21 protein-coding genes are annotated in these 25356 nt (G+C 60.1%); 7 read left to right on the forward strand and 14 right to left on the reverse strand.

The features are described 5' to 3' along the window. Positions 1 to 142 precede the first annotated feature (142 nt). Positions 143 to 820 (reverse strand): phosphatase PAP2 family protein, encoded by a 678-nt coding sequence (locus tag BGC09_RS09965; protein WP_141727720.1) that lies wholly within the window; start codon positions 818 to 820, stop codon positions 143 to 145. After that, complete coding sequence (gene murI, locus BGC09_RS09970; protein WP_176728896.1) at positions 817 to 1761, reverse strand: glutamate racemase; 945 nt, start codon at positions 1759 to 1761, stop codon at positions 817 to 819. The genes BGC09_RS09965 and murI overlap by 4 nt, the downstream gene beginning before the upstream one ends. A 1419-nt stretch (positions 1762 to 3180) precedes the next feature. Here murI and groES point away from each other — a divergent pair. After that, positions 3181 to 3471, forward strand: coding sequence for a co-chaperone GroES (groES, locus tag BGC09_RS09975; protein WP_052887780.1), 291 nt, complete (start codon positions 3181 to 3183; stop codon positions 3469 to 3471). Positions 3472 to 3585: 114 nt separating this feature from the next. Then, positions 3586 to 5211, forward strand: coding sequence for a chaperonin GroEL (groL, locus tag BGC09_RS09980; RefSeq protein WP_069803838.1), 1626 nt, complete (start codon positions 3586 to 3588; stop codon positions 5209 to 5211). Positions 5212 to 5367: 156 nt separating this feature from the next. On the opposite strand, the gene BGC09_RS09985 is transcribed toward groL, so the two are convergent. The 10 genes from BGC09_RS09985 to BGC09_RS10025 all read right to left on the reverse strand — a co-directional run bounded on the left by BGC09_RS09985 (position 5368) and on the right by BGC09_RS10025 (position 16004). After that, entirely contained in the window at positions 5368 to 6297 is a 930-nt protein-coding gene (locus BGC09_RS09985) for a hypothetical protein (RefSeq protein ID WP_069803840.1), read from the reverse strand. A 341-nt stretch (positions 6298 to 6638) separates the two neighbouring features. Next, positions 6639 to 6926, reverse strand: a complete 288-nt coding sequence (locus BGC09_RS22535) for a hypothetical protein (RefSeq protein WP_141727721.1) — start codon at positions 6924 to 6926, stop codon at positions 6639 to 6641. A gap of 223 nt (positions 6927 to 7149) precedes the next feature. Next, positions 7150 to 8145, reverse strand: coding sequence for a 2-hydroxyacid dehydrogenase (locus tag BGC09_RS09990; protein WP_069803842.1), 996 nt, complete (start codon positions 8143 to 8145; stop codon positions 7150 to 7152). Positions 8146 to 8303: 158 nt separating this feature from the next. Next, a complete protein-coding gene (locus tag BGC09_RS09995) occupies positions 8304 to 9077 on the reverse strand; it encodes a glycosyltransferase family 2 protein (protein ID WP_069803844.1) in 774 nt (257 codons plus the stop codon). 183 nt (positions 9078 to 9260) lie between these two features. Next, positions 9261 to 10688, reverse strand: coding sequence for a DnaJ domain-containing protein (locus BGC09_RS23400; protein ID WP_069803846.1), 1428 nt, complete (start codon positions 10686 to 10688; stop codon positions 9261 to 9263). Positions 10689 to 10726: 38 nt separating this feature from the next. Then, positions 10727 to 11392, reverse strand: coding sequence for a DNA-3-methyladenine glycosylase family protein (locus BGC09_RS10005; protein ID WP_069803891.1), 666 nt, complete (start codon positions 11390 to 11392; stop codon positions 10727 to 10729). 263 nt (positions 11393 to 11655) lie between these two features. Further along, positions 11656 to 13302 carry a DUF2705 family protein gene (locus BGC09_RS10010; RefSeq protein ID WP_069803848.1) on the reverse strand — a complete coding sequence of 549 codons (1647 nt, stop codon included), beginning with the start codon at positions 13300 to 13302 and terminating at the stop codon, positions 11656 to 11658. Positions 13303 to 13359: 57 nt separating this feature from the next. Beyond that, positions 13360 to 14274, reverse strand: a complete 915-nt coding sequence (locus tag BGC09_RS10015; RefSeq protein WP_069803850.1) for an ABC transporter ATP-binding protein — start codon at positions 14272 to 14274, stop codon at positions 13360 to 13362. Further along, positions 14210 to 15049, reverse strand: coding sequence for a TetR/AcrR family transcriptional regulator (locus BGC09_RS10020; RefSeq protein WP_069803852.1), 840 nt, complete (start codon positions 15047 to 15049; stop codon positions 14210 to 14212). Before BGC09_RS10020 ends, BGC09_RS10015 begins: the two co-directional genes overlap by 65 nt. 262 nt (positions 15050 to 15311) lie before the next feature. After that, entirely contained in the window at positions 15312 to 16004 is a 693-nt protein-coding gene (locus tag BGC09_RS10025) for a hypothetical protein (RefSeq protein ID WP_069803854.1), read from the reverse strand. 304 nt (positions 16005 to 16308) lie between these two features. Here BGC09_RS10025 and BGC09_RS10030 point away from each other — a divergent pair, with 304 nt between their 5' ends. Then, positions 16309 to 18468: a thioredoxin domain-containing protein gene (locus tag BGC09_RS10030; protein ID WP_069803857.1), complete on the forward strand. Its 2160-nt coding sequence runs from the start codon at positions 16309 to 16311 to the stop codon at positions 18466 to 18468. 196 nt (positions 18469 to 18664) lie between these two features. Here the strand turns inward: BGC09_RS10030 and BGC09_RS10035 are convergent, their stop codons facing one another. Next, positions 18665 to 19384, reverse strand: a complete 720-nt coding sequence (locus BGC09_RS10035) for a universal stress protein (RefSeq protein ID WP_069803859.1) — start codon at positions 19382 to 19384, stop codon at positions 18665 to 18667. 1063 nt (positions 19385 to 20447) lie between these two features. Between BGC09_RS10035 and BGC09_RS10040 the strand changes: the two genes are divergently transcribed. After that, positions 20448 to 21146, forward strand: coding sequence for a hypothetical protein (locus tag BGC09_RS10040; protein ID WP_141727722.1), 699 nt, complete (start codon positions 20448 to 20450; stop codon positions 21144 to 21146). Positions 21147 to 21383: 237 nt separating this feature from the next. Further along, complete coding sequence (locus BGC09_RS10045) at positions 21384 to 22163, forward strand: zf-HC2 domain-containing protein (protein WP_069803864.1); 780 nt, start codon at positions 21384 to 21386, stop codon at positions 22161 to 22163. Positions 22164 to 22466: 303 nt separating this feature from the next. Here BGC09_RS10045 and BGC09_RS10050 read toward each other — a convergent pair whose 3' ends face one another. Continuing rightward, complete coding sequence (locus BGC09_RS10050) at positions 22467 to 23045, reverse strand: nitroreductase family protein (RefSeq protein ID WP_069803865.1); 579 nt, start codon at positions 23043 to 23045, stop codon at positions 22467 to 22469. A gap of 316 nt (positions 23046 to 23361) precedes the next feature. Between BGC09_RS10050 and BGC09_RS10055 the strand changes: the two genes are divergently transcribed. Next, positions 23362 to 24270, forward strand: a complete 909-nt coding sequence (locus tag BGC09_RS10055; protein WP_069803867.1) for an LLM class flavin-dependent oxidoreductase — start codon at positions 23362 to 23364, stop codon at positions 24268 to 24270. A gap of 166 nt (positions 24271 to 24436) precedes the next feature. Next, positions 24437 to 25342 (forward strand): LLM class flavin-dependent oxidoreductase, encoded by a 906-nt coding sequence (locus tag BGC09_RS10060; RefSeq protein ID WP_069803869.1) that lies wholly within the window; start codon positions 24437 to 24439, stop codon positions 25340 to 25342. Positions 25343 to 25356: the final 14 nt, after the last annotated feature.

The following is a 25356-nucleotide window of genomic DNA, read 5'->3' on the forward strand; positions in this document are numbered from 1 at the left end:
GCTCATCAGGGCCCGTGTTCTTGCTTGCCTCTCCCGCCGGGATGCCCTTAACCTATCCTGGTGTCCTGCTTTTCTCCCTCCCCCATTCTCCCCTGAAAAGAGGCCGCTCAGGCGAGCCGAAGGGCAGGCAAGTGGCTCCTTCCTAGAAACCCCGCAGCTTAAGAATGACAGTGGTGAGCAGGATGTTCAGGAGAGCGCCGAGGGTCACCTGGGCCACCGTATGCCGGCGTAAGACCACCCGTGACCAGCTTACCAGAATGAGCAGCAGGAAAAGCGGCAGCATCACTGAGCCGTACATGGCGGTCAGCAGGGTTGCAGCACTGGCCATTGAGGAGGCATGAACGCTGATTTTCCACCAGAGTGTAATGAAGAGCATCACGATGCTGCTTGCGATGGTAATGATCAGCAGCGTCATCAAGTTATAGGGGCCGTGGAGAGTTTGCAAGACAAAGAGGCCAACGGTGGCGGAAGAGATAGAGAAGACATAAGGGCCCATGCGCTCGGAACGGCGTGTGATCTCCAGATCGGAGAGCCGACCAGTGTGAACGCCGATGGCGATATAGAGCAGGGGACCCAGGCTTAGGAAAAAAAGAGCGATAAAGGCGCAAGCCAGTGCATGGCGCGGGTCGGCGCTATGGTAAAGTGCTACTAGTGTTACCAGTGGCAAAGAGATAGAAAAAGGCGCAAGGATATTGGAAACATGACGCGCAATCCGTAGACGCAAAGACTCGCTATCAATCATACCAAATTCACCAGGTTGAGGGCCGGCGGCGTCTTCTTTGAGTACCTGAGTCAGACGGCGGCTATTCATCACGATCACTCTTTCCCTTCCTCGTGAGCGGCGGCAGTTGTGATCTGAGCGAGCTGGCTGGCCTGGTGCACCACGACAGGATAGCCCAGAATGCTAGAGGCGACCTGGCGGAAGGAGGTCGGGTCACCGCTGCACCACACTTCCAGTCTGCCGCTGGGGTGCTGGCCCTGTGACTTCGTCGAGGGCTTGAGGAGCGCGGTGGCTTCCAACACCGAGCGTGTCCGGCGAGCAATCGCCGCTCCGCTATCGATAACCTGGACGCCGCTGCCAGCCACGCGCTCGATCAGCGGGCGCAAAGCCGGAAAATGGGTGCATCCCAGGACCAGCACATCGATATCTTTGCTGAGCACGGGCCTCAGAGCCTGGCGCACGACCTCCTCCGCCGTTGGCGTATCCAACTCGCCGCGTTCGACGAGAGTCACCAGCTCAGAGCAGCCGTGGCTATAGGTCTCAGTATCGCGAGCAAAGTCGGCAATGAGCTGCTGCAAATAGGGCGAGCGTGCCGCTTGATTCGTAGCAATGATACCAATGCGTCCCTTGCGTGTCAGGCGTGCTGCGGGCTTCACGGCGGGCACTACCCCGACGAAAGGCACAGGGAACGTGGCGCGCAGAGTGGCAAGGGCCGCTTGTGAGGCGGCATTGCAGGCAACAACGATCAGTTTCACGCCGCGCTCTACCAGGAAGCGACTGATCTCCAGCCCCAGCTGGGTGATCTCAGCCTCGCTGCGCAGGCCGTAGGGGCAGTGAGCCGTATCGCCGACGTAGAGGTAGTCCTCGCCGGGTAGCTCTTGCCGCAGGACGCTGAGAATAGTCAAGCCGCCGGCTCCCGAATCAAAAACCCCGATGGGAGCGCTGGCCTGACCGGCTCCCGGGGCTTGCAGGGTCGGCTGCTTTGATGGCTGGGATTCTATCCCCTGCTGGAGATGGGCACTTTGTAGTCTACTACTCAATGGTGTCTCAGATGCTTGTTTCAACTCACTATTGTGCATAACACTACTGCAGATTCACCAGCATAGTCATGACATGGAAAAGTACGTCTCCTGATAGCGATCGCCTGGTCTCATGCTGGAGGCGCTGGCAGGTGGGATGCTGACCAGAAGAGCCAGGCTTCTCAACCGTAAGGTCAGGAGAGTGGCCCAGATAGAGGCGAGCAGAGAGGTGCCAGGGCCTCTTTGTTAGAATACTCCCCTGTCCCAGGCCATGCAATCCAGGTGCGTGGCTGTCGCTCTCGCCTGGTCCTTACCTTGCTCGCTTGCACGCAGGCTGGCTCAGACCCTTCCGGCGAGCCGCAGTGACTCAGCCGGACTGGCCTGACTGACGACATTGGCTATTTCCGCGAAGGACACGCTTCGCTGGATGTGGCCATCGGCCTGGGGCGGTGCTTCTCTCAAGTGAAGCGATCCATCCGTCCAGGGGCCGCAAACGCCGGTTGTATCAGTCAGGGTACTCTATATAAAACGATCCAGACGAGGGATCAACCACACTGGCGACACCTGTCCCACTCGTCGCAAGGGTCCGTTTGATCAATGACTCAGCCGCGAGCCGCGGCAGTAGCAGGCGCTGGGAAAGGAGAGGGAGGTCGCAACGCAGCCGTGCATTCTGCATGCAGCCGGGCGGTGATTCTAACGCTTCTCTAACACTCTTCCTACGCTTCTCTAATGCTTTTCCTACGTAGCTCTAATGGGGGGTATGGCATACTCGAAGCAGGCTCAGGTGTTGCTTGGACAGCAAGGAGAGGCGAGGACCCATGTACGCAGCGAGCAATCGGTCACAAGGGAACGCTGGTCAGAGTGCTCAGCGGGCGCCGCAACCGCAGCCGTTGCGCTGTGCGAACTGCGACATCGAGATTCGCTGGTCTCCAACGATCGTGCAGGGCAAGGCTTATTGCTGTAGTGGGTGTGCTGCTGGGGGCCCTTGCAGCTGTGATTATTCACAGTATCGCTCAGTCAACATTGCTGGTGTGATCCACTACATGCCTGAGCATGAGGGGCAAGATTCTACTCAGCCGCATGGGATGGAAACAAGCCCGTCCTGAGCTGCTAGAAGGGTACTTGTGAGAGGCTCGTTGGCTCCAGTGGCCCCTGGTTCTGCTGTCTCCCCGTCCTGCAGCAGCTGCCGATTGAACGCACAGAGTGTGGAATCGGAGTCTGCATCGTCCCACGCCGATCTGAGGCCATAGGCAACGTGAGGGAAGCGGTCTGGTCTGTGACAAGGTGGCCGGCGAGGAGGCGCGAAGCTTTTCTGAGAGTGGAAGCTCGCCTGGTAGCCCCTTTTGTTCGCTTGTGTACCTACGCGAGAGACGCGATGGGTCCTGTACAAGAGAAGTGCGCAACCCTAAAAAACTAGCGGAAGAAAGGGAGAAGACGTTCGTGGCGAAGATCCGTCCTGTTGGCGACCGCGTGGTGGTGAAGCCCGCGGCCAAAGAAGAGGTCACTAAGAGTGGTATCGTCATTCCTGATACAGCTAAGGAGAAGCCCCAGGAAGGGACCGTCGTTGCCGTAGGGAGCGGTCGGCTGCTTGATAATGGCGAGCGGGCGGCGTTGGAGGTGCGCGAGGGCGATCGGGTGCTCTTTGCCAAGTATAGTGGCACTGAGTTCAAGCTCGATGGCGAGGAATACCTGGTACTAAAAGAGAGCGATATTCTCGCCGTTCTGAGCTGATTGGACCCCGCTGTGAACTCTCCCATGTGTTCGCGCTCCCCCCTCCGAAGAGGGAGAGCTGCGGTCGACCGAACAATCGCTTAGCCGAGATAGAGAGGAAGGAACAAGCGATAAATGGCCAAACAGTTAGTATTTGATAGTGAGGCGCGTCGTTCGCTGAAGCGAGGAATCGACCTGCTCGCAGCCGCGGTCAAAGTAACCCTCGGCCCCAAAGGCCGAAATGTTGCCCTCGATAAGAAGTTTGGTGCTCCCTCCATTACGCACGACGGTGTCACGGTGGCCAAGGAGATCGAGCTGGAGGACCCCTTTGAGAATATGGGGGCTCAGCTTCTGAAGGAAGCGGCCACCAAGACCAACGATGTGGCTGGTGATGGCACGACAACGGCCACCGTCCTGGCGCAGGCCATCGTCACGGAAGGCTTGAAGAACCTGGCCGCTGGTGCCAATCCGATGCAGCTCAAGTATGGTATCGATCGCGCCACCGAGGCTGTTGTCGACTATATCCGTTCGGTAGCAGTACCGGTACAGACGCGCGAAGATATTGCCCACATTGCAACCAACTCCGCGGCGGATGAGACGATCGGCAGATTGATCGCCGATGTGATGGACAAGGTTGGCAAGGATGGCGTCATCACCGTCGAGGCTTCTCGTGGCACCAGCTTCGAGACGGAGTTTGTCGAGGGCATGCAGCTCGATAAAGGCTTTGTCTCGGCTTACTTCGTGACCAACAATGAGAAGCAGGAAGCCGCCATTGAGAATCCCTATCTCCTGATTACCGATCGCAAAATCAGTGCTGTCCAGGATATCCTGCCAGTGTTGGAGAAGATCACACAGCAGGGGCGGCGCGAGCTGGTGATCATCGCTGAAGATGTCGATGGGGATGCCCTGGCGACGCTGGTGGTGAATAAGGTGCGTGGCGTGCTGAACGTGCTGGCCGTCAAGGCCCCAGGCTTCGGCGATCGCCGCAAGGAGATGCTCCGCGATATCGCGGCGCTGACTGGCGGCCAGGTGATTAGCGAGGAGATGGGCCGCCGCCTTGATTCGGTGACGCTGGCCGATCTGGGGCAGGCCCGCCGCGTGGTGGCAACCAAAGATACAACCACCATCGTCGAGGGCCGCGGCAATCCGGCTGACATCCAGGCGCGCATCCGTCAGATCAAGGCCCAGATCGAGGAGACGACCAGCGACTACGATCGCGAGAAGTTGCAGGAGCGCCTGGCGAAGCTGGCCGGAGGCGTGGCCCTGATCAAAGTCGGGGCCGGCTCGGAGGTCGAGCAGAAGTATCGTCAGACGCGCGTCGAGGACGCCCTGTCGGCGGCTCGGGCCGCGGTTGAGGAGGGCATCGTCCCCGGCGGCGGTGTGGCTCTGCTCAATGCAATCGAAGCTTTGGACAAGCTGGAACTGACCGGCGATGCGGCGACCGGGGTGAAGATCCTGCGCCGCGCCCTGGAGGAGCCGGTGCGCCAGCTCGCTATCAATGGTGGCAAGGATGGCTCGGTGGTGGTCGAGGGCATCCTGCGCACCCAGCGCGAGCATAATAACCGCAACTATGGCTACAACGTCCTGCTCGATCGCTATGAGGACATGATCGCCGCTGGTATCACCGATCCCGCTAAGGTGACCCGCTCGGCCCTGCAGAATGCCGCCAGCATCGCGGCCATGATCCTGACCACCGAGGCCCTCATCACCGACGTGCCTGAGAAAGAGAAAGCTGCTACTCCTTCTATGCCTGAGTACTAGCACTCTTCGAACCGCTTCACCCCGACTCTCTGCAACGGGAGCGGGACCAGGTTCTAGCGAGGCCCTCTTTCCTCTCCGATGCTCCTTTTTGGAGAGGATGAGGGCCTCGCTGGCTGTGGGAGCGCTGACTGGACTGGCTGCCGACGCTGGCTTTACTCAGGCGATAAAGTGCAGCGAGGCGAGCATCGGATTGTAGTATTTTTGCATTGCCTCGTCAAAAACGTTGTTGCTGGCATAGAACTGAAGACTATAGTAATGTTGCTTATACATGACACTTAGAGTGACGAGGTGCAAGCTCTGGTTGTTGTTCAGGGGAAAGCTCACGTCGTCCTCGCTCCAGGCCTGGCCCCCGACGGTCCGTGTCTGGGGCGTATTGGTCAGCGTTTGTGGATTGCTCAGGCTGGTGGCCTGAGCGAAGTTCTGAATCAGAAACTGGTCAAGCTCGTGCGCGCTGGAAAAGGCCTGGTTGGCATCGCTAGGAAATTGAACAACGAGCAGACTCAATGGAACTGAGAGACTCTGAGGAGGATCGAGTGTGAGCGTTTTGACCCCGCTGCTGGAAGTGTTGAGCTGGCCCTCAAGCCAATCCTGGGGAAGGTTCATGGTCAGACCCAGAGATTGGCTACTGGCATTGCTCAAGGGCTTGAAAGAGGATGGTGTGGGCAGAACGTTCGTGGTCGAGCTCTGACTGCCTGCCGTGGCGGTTGCTGCTGGCGCTTGACTGGGGAGCTGAACGCTGTGCGCGGGCGCTTTGGGGGCGAAATAGCCGTGGACCCACAACAGTCCCACGGCAAAACCAGCGCCGAGCAGACAGCTCAGGAGCAGCACGGTGACCACCGTGAGCCAGCGGCTGGAACGTCCTGCTGGTCGAGCCTGGCCCGGAAAAGCGATAGCTGTGCTCTGACCAGCAAGACCGTTGGCCAGCAGCAAGGGGTTGGAGACTTCGCGCGGGTCACGTGGCCAGGCAGGCGTATCGGCAGGGAGGTACGAATAATATGCCTGTGCTCCTGATGAGACTGCCGTGCCACACTGAGGACAGACCACGGCAGAGACCGGTAGTTCTATCTTGCATTGTGTGCAGGTCATGGCTGCACCTCTCTCGTGTTCGTTCCGACAACAGCTGCTGTTGTCGGAGAATGACCTCTGTTCAAGAGATGAATGGATGGGTAGATAGGGTGGCTACAGCCGGGTGAGGCTGTTCCTCTTGCTCCGGCGCCCCTTCTTCGCTCGCGCTTGGCCGCTTCTCCCTGGCCAGCCAGGCCAGCTGGCTAGTCGGCGAGCGCTATCTCGGCTTGGATGCTGGCCTCCTCCACCAGGGGGCAGAGTCCCTTGCCTGATCGGTGCGGCCCGGTTCTGTCCAGGCGATTCATCAGGGCTCTTGCTCACTGAGCGTCAGGCGCTCCTGGCCCCTTCCGATGAGCTGCGAGCTAGTGAACCCAACGGCAGTCAAAGCGAACCTGTCCGCTGCGACGATCGGTGATGGCTCTGATGATCTCCAGTGTAATTGGCTCGCCAATAGCGACCGGCAGATCGTTCTCATCGAGCACGCGGCACTCAAAATGGCGTGTTGGGTCATTGAGATCGGCAATGACGCAACGCACATAAGAACGCTCCTCACCGCCAATAGAGGCCCGTAAGCCGGATTCCTTAGCGAGTAACTTTCCCGTGCGCTTCACCGTCCCCTGGCCCCCCTCTCTGGGAATCCTCTCACTCACCGTCCTCCTCTCCCACTAGGATGGCAACCTGCTAAAGACATAGTAGAAGAATCTGCAGCAAAAGTCAACGATGCTGCCACCCGGCAACCAAGGCGCTTCTCTGTTGACCTGCCCTGCTCCCGGCCCTTCTTGAGGAAGCGGGAGCAGGGTGGCCTGGGGCTGCTCGTTCTCCTCGGCGGCCAGTGCCTGGGAGTACTGGGCTGGGCCTTAGTGAGCGGGGTCCTTAGCCCAGCACCTCGGGATTGACCAGGTTGGGGGGGCGGCGCCCTTCATGGTGGGCAACAATGTTATTACTGGCCACCAGCGCCATCTGATTGCGTGTTGCGTAGGAAGCGCTGGCAATATGCGGTAGCAATACCACGTTTTCCATCGTCAAAAGCTCTGGTTCGATGGCCGGCTCGTGCTCATAGACATCCAGGCCGGCGCCGGCGATTTGCTTCGCCTGCAAAGCACGGACCAGGGCCTTCTCATCGACAACGGGGCCGCGAGAAGTGTTGATCAAATAGGCTGTTGGCTTCATCAATGATAGCTCCCGTTCGCCGATCAGGTGGTGGGTTGAAGGCAGATAGGGAGTATGGATGCTGACGAAATCGGACTCGCGCAGCAACTCGTCTAGCGGGGCATAGGTCAGATGATGGGCTGCTTCCTCCTCGGGTGGCAGGCGGTAGAGATTGTAGTAGAGGACGCGCATTTCGAAGCCGCTGGCCCGTTTGGCAACGATCTTCCCGATGCGTCCGACGCCGATCAGTCCCAGGGTTGCATGATGCACATCGGCGCCGCAGAAGAGCAAGGGACCCCAGCCTTTGAACTTCCCGGCGCGTACGAAGCGCTCGGCCTCGGGGATGCGACGAGCGACGGCGATCAGGAGGCCGAAGGCCAGGTCAGCGGTAGTATCGGAGAGGACGCCGGGAGTGTTACTGACGGCAATGCCGAGGCGGGTGGCAGCTTCGACATCGATATTGTTGTAGCCAACGGCCATATTGGCCACCATCTTCAGACGTGGCGTGGCTGAGGCGCAAGCCTCCAGAAAGCGGGCGTCGATCTGATCGGTGAGCAAGCAAAAAATATAGTCATGGCCGGGGCCGCGGCGGAGCAGCTCTTCGTAGGGCCAGATAACGCCTTCCTCCCTATTGGCCTCTACCTCGCCGATGGCCTCCAGAGGTGGGTAGGCGACATCAGGTACACGCTGGGTCACCAGGATTTTGGGACGTTCTGCCATAGCACTCTCCTGCCGATCTTGCTTGACTGCTGCTGCTGCTGACTTGCTGGCGCAACGGCCTGCCTGAAGCATAAATTGAAGCTGGGAAGCCTTGCTTAACAGACCAGGCGCAGACGGTCTGTGCATGACCGCTGGCCATGCCGGCTAGAACTTTCCTTTTATTGTATAACCTCTGACAAGCCTCTCGTCTGATCCCTCTGGTCGTCGGCGCGATCAGTCGGTTGGTAAGCCGGAGGAGCGGGTAGGCGGAAGGGTTTGGCCAGGCGGCGACGCAGGAGCATCAGGAGGGCAGGCCATCCGTCACGCCAGGGAGAGAGCTTTTTCGCCTGGCGGGGGGTATAGCGAATGGGGACTTCCAGGATAGTGAGGCCGGCCTGTACGAGATAGATGGTGATCTCTGGCTCAATCTCGAAGCGGCGCCCCTGGAGAGGGAGGGCCTGCACCACAGCGCGTGGCATGAGCTTGTAGCAGGTTTCCATGTCAGAGAGGCGGCAGCCGTAGAGTAGGTTTGTGACCACTGTCAAAAAGCGGTTGCCCCAGCGTGTCAGCCAGGGCTGTTGAGAGAGATCACGGCAGCCGTACACAGCCACGAGGGGGTGGCCCGCCGAGATCCAACGTTCCACGAGCAAGGGGATATCTTGAGGATCGTACTCCAGATCGGCGTCTTGAATAAGGACCAGGTCGCCCGTGATATAGCCAAAGCCCGTGCGCAGAGCCGTGCCTTTCCCCTGGTTGGTGCTGTGGCGTAGGTAGTGGTAGCGATCAAAGGGCGGCTGCTGGCGCAGGCTCTGTAAGATCTCCCAGGTACGGTCAGTGGAGGCATCATCGACGATGACCACCTCCAGATCCAGAGGGACATGGGCCAACATCTCCAGGAGCCGGGCCACCGTGGCTTCCTCGTTGTAGACGGGTACAACCACCGAAACGCGCATGCTTGCAGTAACCTCACTTCCCGATGCTGTGGAGCGGAGAGCATGGGGGCGCAGTCTGCCCTTTTGCTTCTCTCTCTCCTTATCCAATCCAGGATGACGAGTCTCTGGATGGTAAGGTGTAAGAATAGAGCGCTTTCCTCTCCAGACCGCGGCCCTTTATCAGGTCTGCCGCCTGATCTCGACTCATTCCCAAAGCTGAATCGTACCATCGGTCAAGGCGACGAGCAGGCGACGATCGGCAAAATGCAGGGCGCTGATCTGCCAGGGGTGGTAGAGCTTTTGGACAAGTTGCCCTGCTGTCAGCGACCAAAGCTCAACCACGCCCTCGTTGATCTCGCTATCTTCGCGGGCCACGGCCAGCCAGCTGGCATCATCGGAAAGCGCCAGGCGCGAAGTGCCTCCCAGGGTGCCGACAGCGAGATCGTAGTAGGTGGCGGCTCGCAAATCCTGCACGCGCACGCGATTACGCTCCTGCCGCGCTGCGAAGACCACCGTCTGCAGATCGGGTGTGACGGCATAGGGCGGAGCACAATCGCTACACGCTCCAGCCAGCACAGAGGTGACAATGCGCGGGCGTGGACGGTTCCCAAAGCGGGTGCGGGCAGTTAGATCCCAGCGCCGGACAACAATCACCTCCTCCCGGCTGCCTGGGCTGTGCCCACAGGAAAGCGTCAGCAGGGCGCGCGTATCGCGCGAGAGGGCGCGCAGGCGGATGGCCCAAAACTGGCGCTTCTCGATTTCCTCCTCGATGCAGACCAGGGTCTCCTGGGGAATGGCGCCCTGCCCGGGCTGGTAGAGCAGGACATCGGTGGCACGCGCTCCCACTTTCCGCGGGGTGCGCGGGTCCTCGGCCTGATAGGGAAGAGCGAGGCGCAGGCACGGCGAAGAAGAGTCCGTTGTCGAATCCGGCGAGGGCTGAGCAACGCTTGCTTCCTCCATGAAAGCCAGATCAAGCGTGTAGTGGTCAAAAACGGTGCGCTGCTGCAGAGGATAGCTCCAGATCAGCGAGCCGCTCTGTGTATGCCAGACGTGCAGGCCGAGGCGTCCCCAACCGGCCAGCAGCTCCCCATGAGGGGAAAAGCGCAGTTCGCGCAGCGATTCGACTGTCAGGGCGGGATCAGTGCGAAACTGAGCGAGCTGAGTGCTGTGGGCCACGCTCCAAATGGCTCCCTGGCCATCCAGTGTGCCGGCGGCGATGTACAAGTCCTTATCTTCGGTTTGGAGGCTACCCAGGGCCGAGATCACTCCCAGGGACGTTTGGAGACGAGCACCAGCGCGCAAGGGGCCGCGTGTGCTGAAGATGCTCAGGCTGGCAAACTCTAGCTCCTCCTGTGGGTCAACGCGCTGAGGGTGCCGGCGAGGTCGCAGCAGGCCGCCGCGTACATCCAGCACACCCCGCAGGGCCACATCATACTGCTGTCGCTTCTGGGGGTCACCCAGGACAGCGTAGGCGCGATTGATGCGCTTCATCTGGGTTGCCCCCTCGGGGCCAGCCAGATCAGGGTGGTAGCGCCGTGCCAGCTGTCGATAGGCGCGTTTGATCGTCTCCTGATCGGCATCCGCTGGTACGCCCAGAATGGCGTAGTAGTTTTCCAGTTCGTCCCTCTCCATAGCCAGCTCTGTTGCCTGCTGAAGGTAAGCGGCTCGTACTAGAGCGATACAATGCGTGTTTTGACGCGGTTGCTTTGTATCAACAGGCGTCGCGTGCGCCAGATATACCAGGTTGCCAGAGTGCGATAGGGCCGCCAGCGCTCGCCGAAGACCAGCAGCTCTTTGCGCGTTGGGCGCTGCTCTAGTCCGTAGAGGAGGCGGAGGCCCTCGGCCAGGCCCAGATCATCAACGGGCCAGACATCGAGGCGACCCAGCGAAAAGATCAAAATCATTTCGGCTGTCCAGCGCCCGATACCTCTGACAGCGGTCAGTGCACGGATAACAGCCTCATCGTCAAGCTCCGGGAGCTGCTGCAAGTCCAGCTCGCCGCTCAGAACATGGGTGCAGAGATCGCGTATGTAGCGAATCTTTTGCATAGAAAGACCGACTGCCTGCAGTTGCCGCTCATCGAGGGTGGCAAGAAATTGGGCCTGGATAGGGCCGGGAGGAAGCAGAGCGCGTAAGCGCGCCATAATGGCGTCGGCGGCCTGGACAGAAATCTGCTGTGAAATGATGGCATCGACCAGCGCCTCGAAAAGGTTAGGGTCCGGCACCAGGGTACACGGCCCTACGCGCTCAATGGCGCTGGCCAGAACAGGATCACCGGCTTGCAGCGCCAGGGTGGCTGTAGCAACAAGGTCGGTCCAGGATTGCTGGATTGTCATCTCTCCGTCTTTCTGCTCGCTCAACGCTCTCATACCAGTCGCTTGCTCGCTGATTGCCAGGCGGATTAGCCCCGCCCGGGGGCTGGCCGCTGAGGCAAACAGCACAGCCGCTGATATTGTAGCACATGCTGGCCTCCTGCCGCTGGCGCGCTCTGGCCTGGCAGGCGATGGATGCAATGGAGCAGATAATGACTGAAGAAGTAGATAGACAGGCGGAGGAGATGCGATTTCCTCCTCCGCCTGTGGAGCATTGCAGGCGCTCGTCAGGCCCTGGCCATGAGGCTGCTTTCCTTGAAGTGGAAGAGAGCAGCCAGGGCCACCGCGATGGCCAGGCCGAGGACCGTCAGGGTGGGACCCCAACGCATACCTTCTGTGATTGGGTCACCGTAAAGGTGGAAAATCGAGAGGTTGATCAGCCAGTCAGGCAGTTTCAGCATCGGCTGCAGAAACTCCATTAAGAAGGAAAGAGCTACGAGAAGGCTGGCCAGACCCGTGGTTAGACCAGCGGAGAGGCGCGTTGCAAGCAGGTAGACCAGGGCGGCTGCCAGCCATTCCAACGGCAAGATACCGAAGCAGGCGGCAGCGGTGTCACCAACATCGATGCGCAGATTGATGCTGCTGGCCGTCACCAGGAGGCTGAGCCAGATCCCCAGCGGAGGAATCAGCGAGGCCACCACCACAGCCGCGGCGTGCTCGCCGAGCAAGCGGATACGGGAGTGAGGCGTACTCAGGATCAGCTCCAGGCGGTTGTTATCCAGATCGCGGCTCCAGCTGTGGGCCAGCGTCAGGGCGAAGATGGTCAGGGCGACGGGAATAAAGGTGAAGACGGTCGCTCCCAGAAGACCCTGATTGGTGGCGACGTTGTAGCCGCTGAAGAGCTGGCTCATGACAGCATTGCCCTGGACCGCCTTCCTGAAGACATCCAGCAGGTTGGGAATGAGCGCGGTCAGGAAATCGGCGAAGAAGACCGTGATCACCGTCCACCAGAAGAGGGCGGTGAACTGCGCGCGCAGGGTGCGCAGACCCAAGGAGCGCAGGAAGGGGTCGCCAGCGGCGCGCGCCAGAGAGCGGGCTCGTTCGACGGTGGACGGTTGCCGTCGTCCGTTGAGGGCGAGCTGAAGCGCCACGCCGCCCAGATCGCGGCGGGCAAAGATCACGGTGCTGGCCACGATCAGGATCACGGCGAGCAGGATGAGGAGTGCCAGGGCGCCCCAGTTGGCGGCCACCGAAGGGATTAAAGGCTTATTCCTGTTATAGTAGTAAAAGATCGACAGGTGCCGCAGCCAGTCAACATTTTGCTGAAGGCGCCCAACGCTATCGAGCAGGAACATCAGCACCAGGATAGCGGCGGTCCAGCCGGAGGCAGCGCCGCGCCAGCGCACGAACTGCGAGATCAGCAGGGCGATGCTGGCGAAGATCAGCTCAAAAAGGCCGACGTTGAGAGTCGTCAGCAGGGCCCGCGGGTAATCGGCTGTTTCGTGGGCGCTGAGCTGGCCGAGGAGGATGAAGACACTGAGAATGAGCATCATCATGAGAATGGCCAGCGTCAGGGCAAGCAGCTTTTCCAGCAAGAGGCGCGCCCGCGCCACCGGCTGCGAGAGCAGCACATCGAGCGTGCCGCGCTCTTCGTCTCCGCGCACCAGGCGGGCGCCGGCCAGGATGGCCCAAATGGCCAGGAAGGCCGGCAGGGTCGTGCCAAAGACGCGGAAGGTGACGTAGCCGGGGATGGTATTGAGGGCCACCTGATCGCCATAGAAGCCGAAGGACTGGTAGATCTGGGTGACGCCGGCGTTGAGGACATCCTGAGCGGTAGCATACATGGCGTAGATCAGCAGGCCCAGGCCGAGGCTCCAGCAGAGGATGGCGATCCAGTACTCACGTAAGGTTTTGAGCCAGATTGTACGCAGCATAGCGGTTTCCTCCCGTCATTGGCCGCTGCAAACGCTGCAAAATGCGGCCAGCAGCGCTTAGCGGCCAGCGGCGACCGGCTGGTCGGCCTGATAGAAGCGCAGGAAAATCTCTTCGAGGCTCGGCTCGTGGGTGGTCAGGCTGAGCGCATCGTGGGCAGCGGCTGTCTTGATGACCGCCTGGAGGTCGCCCTGGACGTCGAGATGCAGCTCGCGACCGTCGCGGTTGAGCTGGACGGAGGCCACGCCCGGCAGGCCCCGGAACCACTGCGGCGAGGCCGGCGCCGGAAAGCTAATGATGACCGTCTGCTGACGTATGTGCTTGAGCCGACTCACCTCGTTCACCTCGACCAGGCGCCCCTCGCGGATGATGCCGACGCGGCTGCAGGTCTGCTCAACCTCGGGCAGGATATGCGACGAGAGAAAGACCGTGCGTCCCTCGCTCTGCACTTCGCGCAACATGCGATAAAACTCCTGCTGGTTGAGGGGATCAAGACCACTGCTCGGCTCGTCCAGAATGAGCAGCCGCGGACGGTGCATGAAGGCCTGGATCAGGCCCAGCTTCTGGCGGTTGCCGCGCGAATACTCGCGGAAGCGCTTGCCGGGATCGAAGTCCAGCCGCTCGCAGAGCTGCTGCACATAGGTGCGGTCGACACCGCCGCGCAGGTGGCCGAGGTAGGTCAGGATCTGAGCCCCGGTCAGCCCGGGATCAAAGGCGAACTCCGAGGGCAGGTAACCTACGAGCCGCTTGACGGCGGGGGCCTGCGACCAGCAGTCCAGACCGGCGATGGTGGCACGGCCCGCCGAGGGGCGCAGGAAGCCCATCAGTGTGCGGATGGTGGTGGTTTTGCCGGCGCCATTCGGACCGAGAAAACCGAAGATTTCGCCTTCCTCGATCTCAAAGGTCAGGTCAAGAATGCCGCGGCTGCGACCGTAATACTTCGTCAGGCCGCTGGCTTGAATCAGTGCTGTCATAAGTGTTCCCTCCTGAAATGCCTGGAATATATTGCTCCAGATAGGAGCGAATGGCTGCCACAAAGCTCGCAATATGCTCATTTGCTGCGTGAGCCAAACGGCGACGCCTCTCTGGTGGCGGTAGCTGCTGGCTTTCTAGAGACAAGCGGATGGCCTCGCCCAGATCCTGGGCCTGCTGCTCGAGCGGAAGGCGTTCTTCTGCCGGCCAGAGCGGATCGAGCGTCAGATAGCCTATAAAGATGGCTGACAGCATGTATTCTAAGCGCCTGAGACTCAGGTCTGAGCGCAGCAGACCCTCCGCCTGCATCTGCTCCAGAATAGCGTGGGCGAAGAGCACTTTGCGGCGCGCTATCGAGTTATCCTGCAGATAGTCATGCTGGGCCACTGAGCCAAGCAGACTGGCATCGTTGGTGAGCAGCGCCTTCACCAGTGGACGCTGCTGGTAGAGCAGAAAGGCATAGGGAAAAAACGTGTGGAATGCAAAGCTATCAGCATTCTCGGTGATGTACTTCTGCAGTGACTCGATGACGACCAGCGCCTCGCGCATGATCACGGTCATAAAGAGATCCTCGCGCGTCTTCCAGTGCAGATAGATGGTCCCCTTGGCCACGCCGGCCTCGCGAGCGATGTCGTCGATGGTCGTCTTATCGTAGCCCCAACGCTCGATGAGCTTGACTGCAGCATCGAGGATGCGCTCAGCGCGCGCCCGGCGTTTCTGGGGAGAGGTAGGCGCCCTGCCACGCCGCCGCGGAGGCTGATCTGACTGGCCTGCCACTGTTCCTGGCCTCCCTTGTTTTATTGACTAAATGACTGAATAAATAAAAACAGTCAAAAAATTCTGATTAGAGAATAATCCATTGTGGCAAGAAAGTCAAGGGGAGGGCGAGAGACAGAAAGGCAGGGGCTGCGCCAGTGCTAGCGGAGCGAGCGGCTGCTATCTTGAGCGAAGCCGGTGATCGCTGTCGAGGAGAGAGGCCCTCTGCTCCCGCCCGGGGGCAGAGGGCCTGAAGGCAGCGCTGATCAAAGCCAAAGCTATTTTAATTGCAGTTCGCCAGGTGCTGTTGCAGGGAGCTGAGACTGAGAGCGACCTGGACCGCTGGCTGTGGCTGACCTGGTCCAGGCTCAGCGGGGGCGCCGGGTTGCTGGAGGGTCACGATCCCGTGGGCGTCGACGGGGAAGGCGTCATAGACCTCCAGCCAGCTTTCCTGGCGGCCTCGCGGCGGTTGAAGACCGGGGGCGAAAACAAGCACATAGTGGCCATTCGGTTGAAGCTGTGGAAACCCAATGATCCAGAACTGATCTGATCCCACCTGGCCACCGACCGTAACAAAGGCCTGCGTCGCTTGCCGCCGCCGATCGTGGAGGATTCTCATCGTGCCGAAATGAACAGGGGTGTAGATGCGATAGCCCTCTGCCACGAGCGTCTCGGCGAGCGAGCTATGGGAAGCTGGCGCCATGTGTGGTCGCAAGCCGTCGGGGGTGTTCCAGCGGCTTTTTCCGTAGCTCACGGTTTGAACCTCGGCGGTCAGGATGCTGGTGCACATGCTCGCCGGCGAATTGAACTCATAGCGATCGACTATCAGGTGGATATTGAGAGACGCCTCAGCCTCTGGACTGCTTGAGGAGTGCTGTGCGGCGGGGGTCTGGCAGGAAGAGAGCATGACGACCAGTAGCGAGGCCACCAGGGCGGCAAATATAGCAGAAAAATATGAAGCGAGCTTTTCTTTCATATTATGGACTACCTCTGAGATAACGTTTACGTTTCTATTCTCCATGAAACGGGCCTGGCAGATAGCTACAACTGGAGAAGCGTCACGGGAAAGGAACGATCTGCTGCTTAGACGTGCAGGGGAACCGTTTGGTTCCCAGGCAGCTTGCTGTCGGTATCCAGGGAGACAAGTGCAAGGTACACTCCGGCCTAGCGAAGGGGCTGTGCGGTCTCCTGTCCCGTCTCTTGATGTCGTACAATGAAGATCTAAAGGGGCAAGCTGACTATTCTTGAAACGTAAAGCGAGCAGATGCTCGGGAGGCAACATGACAGAAGCGAGCGGCGCGCCGCAAGGCGCTCAGCATACCAATCGTCTCATTCATGAGACGAGTCCCTATCTGCTGCAGCACGCACACAACCCGGTGGACTGGTATCCCTGGGGGGAGGAAGCCCTCAACAAAGCCAGACAGGAAGACAAGCCCATTTTTCTCAGCATCGGCTACTCCGCCTGCCATTGGTGTCACGTCATGGAGCGTGAGTCATTTGAAAACGCAGAGATTGCGGCCCTCATCAACCGCTACTTTGTGCCAATCAAAGTTGATCGCGAGGAGCGGCCCGATCTTGACGCCATCTACATGCAGGCCATCCAGGCTCTGACCGGTCAAGGTGGCTGGCCCCTCAACGTCTTTCTGACGCCGGACGGCAGACCCTTTTTTGGTGGAACCTACTTCCCGCCCGAGGACCGGCGCTACGGCGGGCAAGTGATGGCCGGGTTTCCACGAGTGTTGCTGACCATCGTCGACGCCTATCAGAATCGGCGTCAGGAAGTTGAGGAGCAGGCCGAGCGCCTGGCCGAATACCTGCGTGAGCGGAGCAGCGCGCCCCTCTTGCGCCGCGGGCAAGGGCAGGTTCTGCCGCAGCTTGAGCAACTGGCCAACGCGGCGCGCGAGCTGGCTGCCGAATTTGACCCCGTCAATGGCGGCTTCGGCGGCGCTCCCAAGTTCCCCAACAGCATGGCGCTGGAGTTCCTGCTGCGTGTCCACCTACACCGCGCCTCTGGCGAGTTACCAGCAGTCAAAGAGGGCGAGCGCTCGGAGCTGGAGATGGTGGAGCAGACCCTGCAGCGCATGGCCTGTGGTGGCATCTACGACCAGCTTGGCGGCGGCTTTCATCGCTACTCGGTTGACGCCCGCTGGCTGGTTCCCCATTTCGAAAAGATGCTCTATGACAATGCTTTGCTCAGCCGTCTCTACCTGCATGCCTATCTGGTTACGGGCAATCCCTTCTACCGGCGCATTGCCGAAGAGACGCTAGACTACGTCATGCGCGAGATGACGGCGCCAGAAGGGGGCTTCTATTCGACCCAGGACGCGGACAGCGAAGGGGAAGAAGGCAAGTTCTATCTCTGGCAGGCTGAGGAGATTGCCCGCCTACTGCCTGGCGAGGATGGAGACCTCTTCATGGCCTGGTATGGAGTGACCCCACGCGGCAACTTTGAAGGCAAGAACATTCTCCACGTGCCCGAGCCTGATGCCCAGCGGGTAGCTGAGCGTCTCGGGGTCAGCCGAGAGCGTCTGGAGCAGGCTCTGGAGAAGGGGCGCGCGCTCCTCTTGGCGGCCCGGGAGCAGCGCGTCAAGCCGGGGCGCGATGAGAAGGTCCTGACGGCCTGGAATGGGCTGATGCTGCGCAGCTTCGCCGAGGCCGCGCGCTATCTCGGGCGCAGCGATTACCGGCAAGTCGCCGAGCGTAACGCCGACTTCCTGCTGGCGACGCTGCGCAAAAATGGGCGCCTGCAGCGTACCTGGAAGGATGGGCGGGCCCATCTGGCCGGCTATCTGGAGGACTATGCCTTTCTGGCGGATGGCCTGCTGGCTCTCTACGAAGCCAGCTTCGAGCTGCGCTGGTTCAGCGAAGCGCGCAGCCTGATCGAGGAAGCCCTGCAGCTCTTTGCCGATAGCGAGAATGGGGGCTTCTTCGACACCGGCAGCGATCAGGAGGCCCTGGTCAGCCGGCCCAAAGAGATCATGGACAACGCCACGCCGGCGGGCAACAGCGTTGCTGCGGAAGTGCTATTACGGTTGGCGGCCTTCACAGGAGAAGAACGCTATCACCAGGCGGCTGAGAGCTATCTGCAAGCCCTGGCTGATATCATGACCCAGCATCCGCATGCCTTCGGGCATCTGCTGGGTGCGCTTGACTTTGCCCTCTCACCTGGGCGTGAGATTGCCATCATTGGAGATCCGCAGGCGGAAGAGACCGCGGCTCTCCTGGCTGTGGTCAACAGTCACTATCGACCCAACAGCGTCCTGGCCTGTGTCGCACCCGGCAGCGTGCAGGAGCGTGCCGCCGCTCTCATTCCACTCCTGGCCGAGCGGCCTCAGCAGAACGGACGGGCGACGGCATATGTCTGTCAACACTTTGCCTGTCAGGCGCCTGTGACGACAGCCGAGGAGCTGCAGGCCCAGCTTGGTGAGCTGGACCACTAACGGGCGCTGAAGCGGAGCGCGGAGAAGAGACAGGCCCTGCGGATCAGCCGGGCGGAGAGAAAGCTGGTCCGCAGCGCTGCGCCTGGAGAGCATCCTGACGAACGTGGGGCCAGGGTCGCCGGTGGCCGGACAGGCTCAGGGTGGGCTGAGAAGAGGTGCGACCCGGGCCCGCAGCGGCAGGCCGTGGCTAGCGACCTTAGTCATTAACATAGCGCAGTTGGCCTTTCACCTCGCGACGGCAGAGCCTGCCGCTGTTGACGAGATGCTCAAGCGCGAGGGTGGCCGCGGCAATCTCCTTTCTACCGGCCTTCTTCTTGCTGGCCGGCAGAAACATAGTGGCTACCTCCTGGGGAGTGAAAACGGCCAGAGCGCCAGTCTGCTCCTCCAGATAAGCGGTCAGGGCCTTGCGATACCAGGCGACCAGATCGCCGGGGTGGGCAATAGGTGGGGCCATCACGATCATCACCGGACAGGGGGCGAGCGCTAACACGCGGCGGGAGATGCTGCCAACCAGCAGGCGGCGCAGCTTGTGGCGAAAACCTTCGCCGCGGCTTCCGACGACGATCAGGTCGACGCCCAGCTCTCGCGCGGCTCTGACGATCTCGCCAGCTGGCTCACCGACGCGGATCATCATCTCGATACGCTCGGAGGAGATGGCATATTTTTGGAATTCAAGACGGGCGCGCTTGAGGACCTCCTCAGCCTCGCTGCGCTGTTCGGTGGTGATGGGCAGGGGCTGGATCTGGCCAACATACATGCCGAGGGAAGGGGAAGCGGTATAGGGGATAGGAATGACCGTCAGGAGAATCACGTGAAAAGCGGGAGCCTGCTCAACCAGCTCTCTGACTTTCGTGATCGCCTGCCTGGTGGCCGGAGAGATCGCGGGATCGATACCAAGCAAGATGTGCCTGTTCATGGCTACCGTACTCCCGAAGGTCACCCGAAGATGGCCACCCCATCTTCTGGGTTCGGTTTCTCACTGAGCGGGAATTAGTGCCCAGACATCCGGCGTCGGGCTGGACCGGTATTGTCTACTGCGTCTCTCACCAGAGAAATGCTCTTCCCGAGGATATGGGGTAGAGAGCGCCTTGTACCACAGTTGGCTAGCCAGCTGGTCACTGACAAATTCACCTGCCTGGGGTGATAGGGTACCCCTCTCATCTCTCCGCCGCCGCCGCCTCCTCCTCCTATCCACCGCGGCAGGTAGCCCCTTTTGCCTTCCTTCCTTCCTGCCTCCTCCTGATGGTCGGTTTCCTGGCCGGGTTCGACGCTCTTTTCGCTGGAGGCCTGTGTAACAGGTGACCGAAGTAAGAGGAATGCAACGCTTATTGAACGTGAACACTGTCACTGTCTGACCACTCATTGCTCAGCCGCGCCTCCTTCGCGGGCCGTACCTGACTTAGAAAGCGGCAGACAGACAAGGCAGACCATCGAAGCGGCTGGGAAGAGAGCGTCATTGGCGGTTCCTTCCTTGTCGGCGCTACCTGCATACCTCTGCTTGCTCTACCCCGCCGTTGGTTTTGTGGAGTAGTTCACACTGAGCTGGTTAGCTGCGACATAGCCTGTCCAGAGAAGGGACCGTACACTCTCTATACGATAGTATAGCTGTTTTTTAAAGGAGCCACAAGAGTTCAAGCCGCTTCTATAGCAGAGTTCAGATCCTTCAGGCAGCTAAATCCTGTCAAGGAGTGGTCTCCGCCATGAGCCATAGCGACGGACTGGGCCCAGGGGGAAGCCCGGTCGCCCAGCTCAGCGTTCCAAAGCTGTTCCCTGCTCCTGCCGGGCAAGGTAGGTGGTGGGGGAGCTATCGTTATGAACATATAATTCTGCCTCATATCAATAAAAAATTGGAGATCAGTCTGTCAATAGCGTCTATCTGAAGATGGATGTGTTACGGTCCTGCCAACGGGCAGAGGGACAAGACCATCTCTGTGTAAGCGAAGGCATTGAAGGAAGAAAGCAGGTTGAGAGCGATGGGCATGCAGACTGAACGATTCTCAATCGTCCTGGAGCTGGTCCTGCCGACTGAGGTTGACGCCGAGGGAGCCGAAGCGGTGAACGACAGAGAGGCCGAGCGAAAGGCGGAGGAAGAGCGTTGTGGGCTAGAGATCTTCCAACGCGCCATTTTGGAAGGTGATCAACAGGCCTGGGCGCTGCTTCAAGACCGGTTTTCCGACCTTGTCCGCGCCTGGATACGCCGGCATCCTAAGCGAGAGATTGCCATCCGCCTTGATAGCGAAGACAACTATATTGCTCAAGCTTTTGAGCGGTTCTGGCAAGCGACAGCCTTCAAGCAAGACCTCCAATTTACTTCGCTGGCGGCAGCTCTGAGCTACCTGCGGGCCAGCCTCAACGGGGCCATCATGGACACCTTGCGTATGTACGCCCGACCGCGCGAGGCTTCTCTCTCGATGCCGGGCTACGAAGGAGTATCAGTGAGCGAGGACGGGGATGACAGTGGCGAGCTTTGGGAGACCCTCAAGAGTCTGCTGCCTCAGCGGAGAGAGCGGTATCTTGCCTATCTGCTCTTCCATTGTGGCCTGAAGCCACGAGAGGTTGTCCGCTACTGCTCGCAGGAATTCCACAGTGTTCAGGAGGTGTATCGCTTAAGACGCAACATCGTCGAGCGCCTGTTGCGTCATGCTGATCAGCTCCGTTGGAGGCTCAGTGTACATTAGCTCCCTTTCAGAATGGTGGCCTGACCTGGCATGGTGTGGCAGGGCCTGGCTCCTCGTTCCAGGGGCCAGGTAGTGCGGAAGGAGAGAGGGAAGCTGGAAAGGGACTGAAGAAGGCCATATGTAAAAAGCCGCACCTGAAACGTTTCTTTTGCGAAAGGAGTATCCTCAGAAGGAGGAAGAACCTGCCTGCGTTTAGGCATCGTTGCATGCCATGCTGCCAGGTGAAGGAAACACACGATGGATTGCAGAGATCAGTTTGCCCCTCAAACTGAGGAGCTGGTCATGCTGGCCTTCGGCGAAGAGGGCCTGGCTCCCGAGGTAGTGCGACACTTACGCGCATGCATGATTTGCCAACGGCGCCTTATGCAGTTTCAGTCGCTCTCTCATCACTTACTGACGCAACTCTATCGTCGTCAATGCCCTGATGGCCAGCGCCTGAGCTTCTACTGTGCTGGTCTCCTTAGTGGAGAGGAGCAGCGTCAGATTGCTGCTCACGTACAAGAGTGCCCACTCTGTGCCGAAGAGGTGGCTGTCACCAGGCGCTTCATGGCTGATCCGCTGATACCTACGGTCTCGGCGCCTTCCTTCCTCCGCCTGGCAACGCCACATACCGGGCGGCAGGCTTGGTATAGGCTGCCTGATGGGGGCCCATCAGCAGTGTGGCCGCAGTACTACCATAGCGAAGAGTTTCAGCTGGCGCTGCATATCTCGTCTTCAAGCGCGGGGTGTTACGCGGTCTACGGCCTGCTCAGCTGCATCAATGCGGTGCTTGATGTGGAGGCTTTCGAAGGTCGTCAAGCCGTGCTACAGCCGCTCAAGACCTCGCGGAGGAAGCCAGCCGAACGGGCCGTGGCAAACGCTGATCCGCTTCGGCTGACAGCGGAGATAGACCGCCGAGGAATGTTGACCTTTCTGGCTGTGCCTCCCGGACGCTATATGCTGCTCCTACATCTACGCGAGCGAGACCTGGTCATTGAGGAACTGCAGATCGATGGTTGTGGAAAGGTCTGGAGCTAAGGCGTGACTGGCAGGCCGGAGCAAGCGAATGAACGACAAAGGCGCCGGACTTGGGACAAACCAGGGGCGACCTGCTCGCCCGGGGAAGTGTGAGGAACCACTGTCTCGGGCAAGACCGAACGAACGCATGAGCCAGCGTCAGGTCGGCGATCTCTCCCCAGGCCCCAACCGGCGCCGTTGAACGGTGGTAGCCGCTCTGACCTCAAAGCAAGGGCTGTGACTGGCTTGCCACTGTTAGGTGGAGAGGGCAATGTGCTCCTGGCGTGCTCTCTTCGCCGCTGATCTTTCCTTCCGTTGGGGACCCTACTCCAGGTCGCCCAGCCAGCGTGTCTTCTGCCGATAATCGGTTGGAATCCGTTCCGGTGGCGAGAGGGCTGGATAGCCAACATACAGAAAGGCCACTATCTCATCCTCGGGGGCCAGGCCAAGCCAGGCTTTGACCTGGGGGTCATAGGCCGCTTCGCCGGTGCGCCACATGGTGGCCAGGCCCTGCTCCTCGGCGGTCAGCAGCATATTCTGAACGGCGGCGGCCACCGCCTCGATATTTTCAATGGCGCGCACCTCGGAACGCTGAGGAGCCTCTGCTGCTACCACAATCACTACTGGGGCACGTAAGGGTTTATGGCGCTCCTTCTCGATCAAGGCCCGTATCTTTTCATCCTTCCCCTGACCCAGGCGCAGCGCCAGAGCCTGGGCCATTGCCTCCCCCAATTCCTGGCGGGCAGCACCGCTAAAGACGATGAATTTCCAAGGCTCGACTCTATGGTGATTGGGGGCGTGGGTTGCCGCCTCCAGCATGCGCTCGATCTGGCCCCGCGTCGGACGGCGCTCACTCATCTTGCTGATGCTACGCCGTCGGCGGATCGTTTCAAACACCAGCATGTCGATGTTCACCCTTATAAAGTGCGATGATGATGTTCCGTATACTATACCCCATGCAGCCCTGTTACTCAAGGAGGACTTTCGCTCTCAAGCGGCCTCATAGGCTGTGACAGCGCTCTTTCTCTGACTACCTGTCTCGTCCCGTTAAGAGCCAGTCTGAGAGACGTCCCCAGCTGAGAGGCTCTCTTGAGAGGCTCGCTCTGGCGAGCGTAGTGTTTTTCGTGTAGTCTGTTTTACCTTGCTTTGCCTTGTCATGCTTCTGCCTGAAGGGTACAATGGAGGCAAACAGTGAAGACCAATGTGAGAGCGAGCCGCAATGACAGAAGTACACTTTGGCTGGGTTCTCAACGCCGGGCCGACGCGCGGCATGGAGCCGAGCCGCTTTCTGGAGATCACGCGAGAGCAGATTGCTCTGGTGGGCGATCAGATCGACTCTCTGTGGTTCACCGATCATCTGCAGTTTGGCAATTCGCCTGTGCTAGAGGGGTGGACAGCGTTGACCTATCTTGCAGCGCTTTACCCGCAGTATCGCATTGGCCACATGGTCCTCTGCCAGTCGTTTCGCAATCCTGCTTTGCTGGCCAAAATGGGGGCCACCTTGCAGTATCTGAGTGAGGGGCGTTTCCTGCTCGGCATCGGCGCAGGCTGGCATGAGGAAGAGTATCGAGCCTACAACTATCCTTTCCCCGAGCCACGAATCCGCCTTGAGCAGCTTGAAGAGACCCTTCAGATTGTCAAAGCGCTCTGGAGCGAGGAACAAGCGACCGTTGAGGGGCGCCATTATCGGGTCCACAGCGCCTATTGTGAGCCAAAACCGGAACCGGTGCCGCCTGTCATTGTCGGTGGTCTTGGTCCGCGCCTGCTCCACATTGTGGCCCGCTATGCTGATGGCTGGAATGCTGCCTGGGTCAAGCCAGAAGCCTATCGCGAACGGCTCACGACCTTCGAGCGTGCCTGTCAGCAGCTCGGGCGAGATCCTAGCCAGATCGAGCGGAGCTGGTTCGGGCGCTGCATCTGTGTTCCTTCCCCAGAGGAAGCGGCCAGACTGCAAGGTCGGGGGCTGCTTGGTACTCCGGACCAAATCGCCGAGCAGATTCAGGCCTACGTCGACCTGGGCATCACCACCTTTATACTGGGAAGCTGGCAACTAGAGGATCGGCAGACCGTCGAGCTACTGGCGCGCCAGGTTTTGCCGCGCTTCCGCTCTGGTAGCCCAGCCGCCTGAATACCATCGCATCGGTGACTACTGCCCTGACATCGGCTCCCAATACAGTGCTTGCTCGCTTGCTGGTGGTCAGGTAATGGCGGGGACCTGCATGGGTCCCGCCTTTTGCGCCACTACCGAGTGCACCAGGGAGAGCAAGCAAATGAGCGAGTAAGGAGCAAGGCCAATGGAAACCCCTGAAAGTGGGCCACTTTCGATCCTCTTCGGGGCAAATGTTGATCCTACCGCGGACGATCCGCGCAGGCCCGTGGAACTCGCGCGCGCCGTGGAAGAAGCCGGCTTTGACCTCATCGGTATTCAGGATCACCCGTACAATGCGGGCTTTCTTGACACCTGGACGCTCATTGCCGTGCTAGCGCAGGCCACACAGCGCGTGCGCTTCTTCCCTAACGTTGCCAATTTGCCGCTGCGTCCCCCGCTGATGCTGGCCAAAGCCGCGGCCACCCTTGACGTCCTCTGTGGCGGTCGCATCGAGCTGGGGCTGGGGGCTGGTGCCTTCGCTGACGGCATTGTTGCTATGGGGGGGCCACGGCGCAGCGCTGGCGAAGCGGTTGCGGCCCTGGAGGAAGCAATGCAGCTCATACGCCGCTTCTGGAGCGGAGAGCGCAGCCTTCACTTTCAAGGACGCTACTACAGTGCCGAGGGAGCGCACCCCGGTCCGCGTCCGGCCCATTCGATTGGCATCTGGCTGGGGGCCTATCGTCCGCGCATGCTACGCCTGACTGGACGTCTGGCCGATGGCTGGATTCCCAGCAGCACCTACGCGGCCCCCGAGCAGCTGCCTGCCATGCAGCGTCAGATTGACGAAGCTGCTCAGCAGGCAGGGCGTTCGCCGCACGCCATTCGGCGCATCTACAATATCATCGGCCAGATCACCACAGCTGGCCCCGGCTGGGAACGCGGCACCTTCCGCGGCGGCGTCCAGGACTGGATTACAGAGCTGACGCGCCTGGTGCGCGAAGTGGGAATGGATACCTTTATCTACTGGCCTCTGGAGGACCGTCTACCTCAGATCCAGCGCTTCGCTGCCGAGGTGATCCCTGGCGTTCGCGCGGCCCTCAGTACTTCCTGATCTGGCCCTGGCTT

Origin of the sequence: Thermogemmatispora onikobensis, from assembly GCF_001748285.1 — a bacterium.
Lineage (GTDB): Bacteria > Chloroflexota > Ktedonobacteria > Ktedonobacterales > Ktedonobacteraceae > Thermogemmatispora > Thermogemmatispora onikobensis.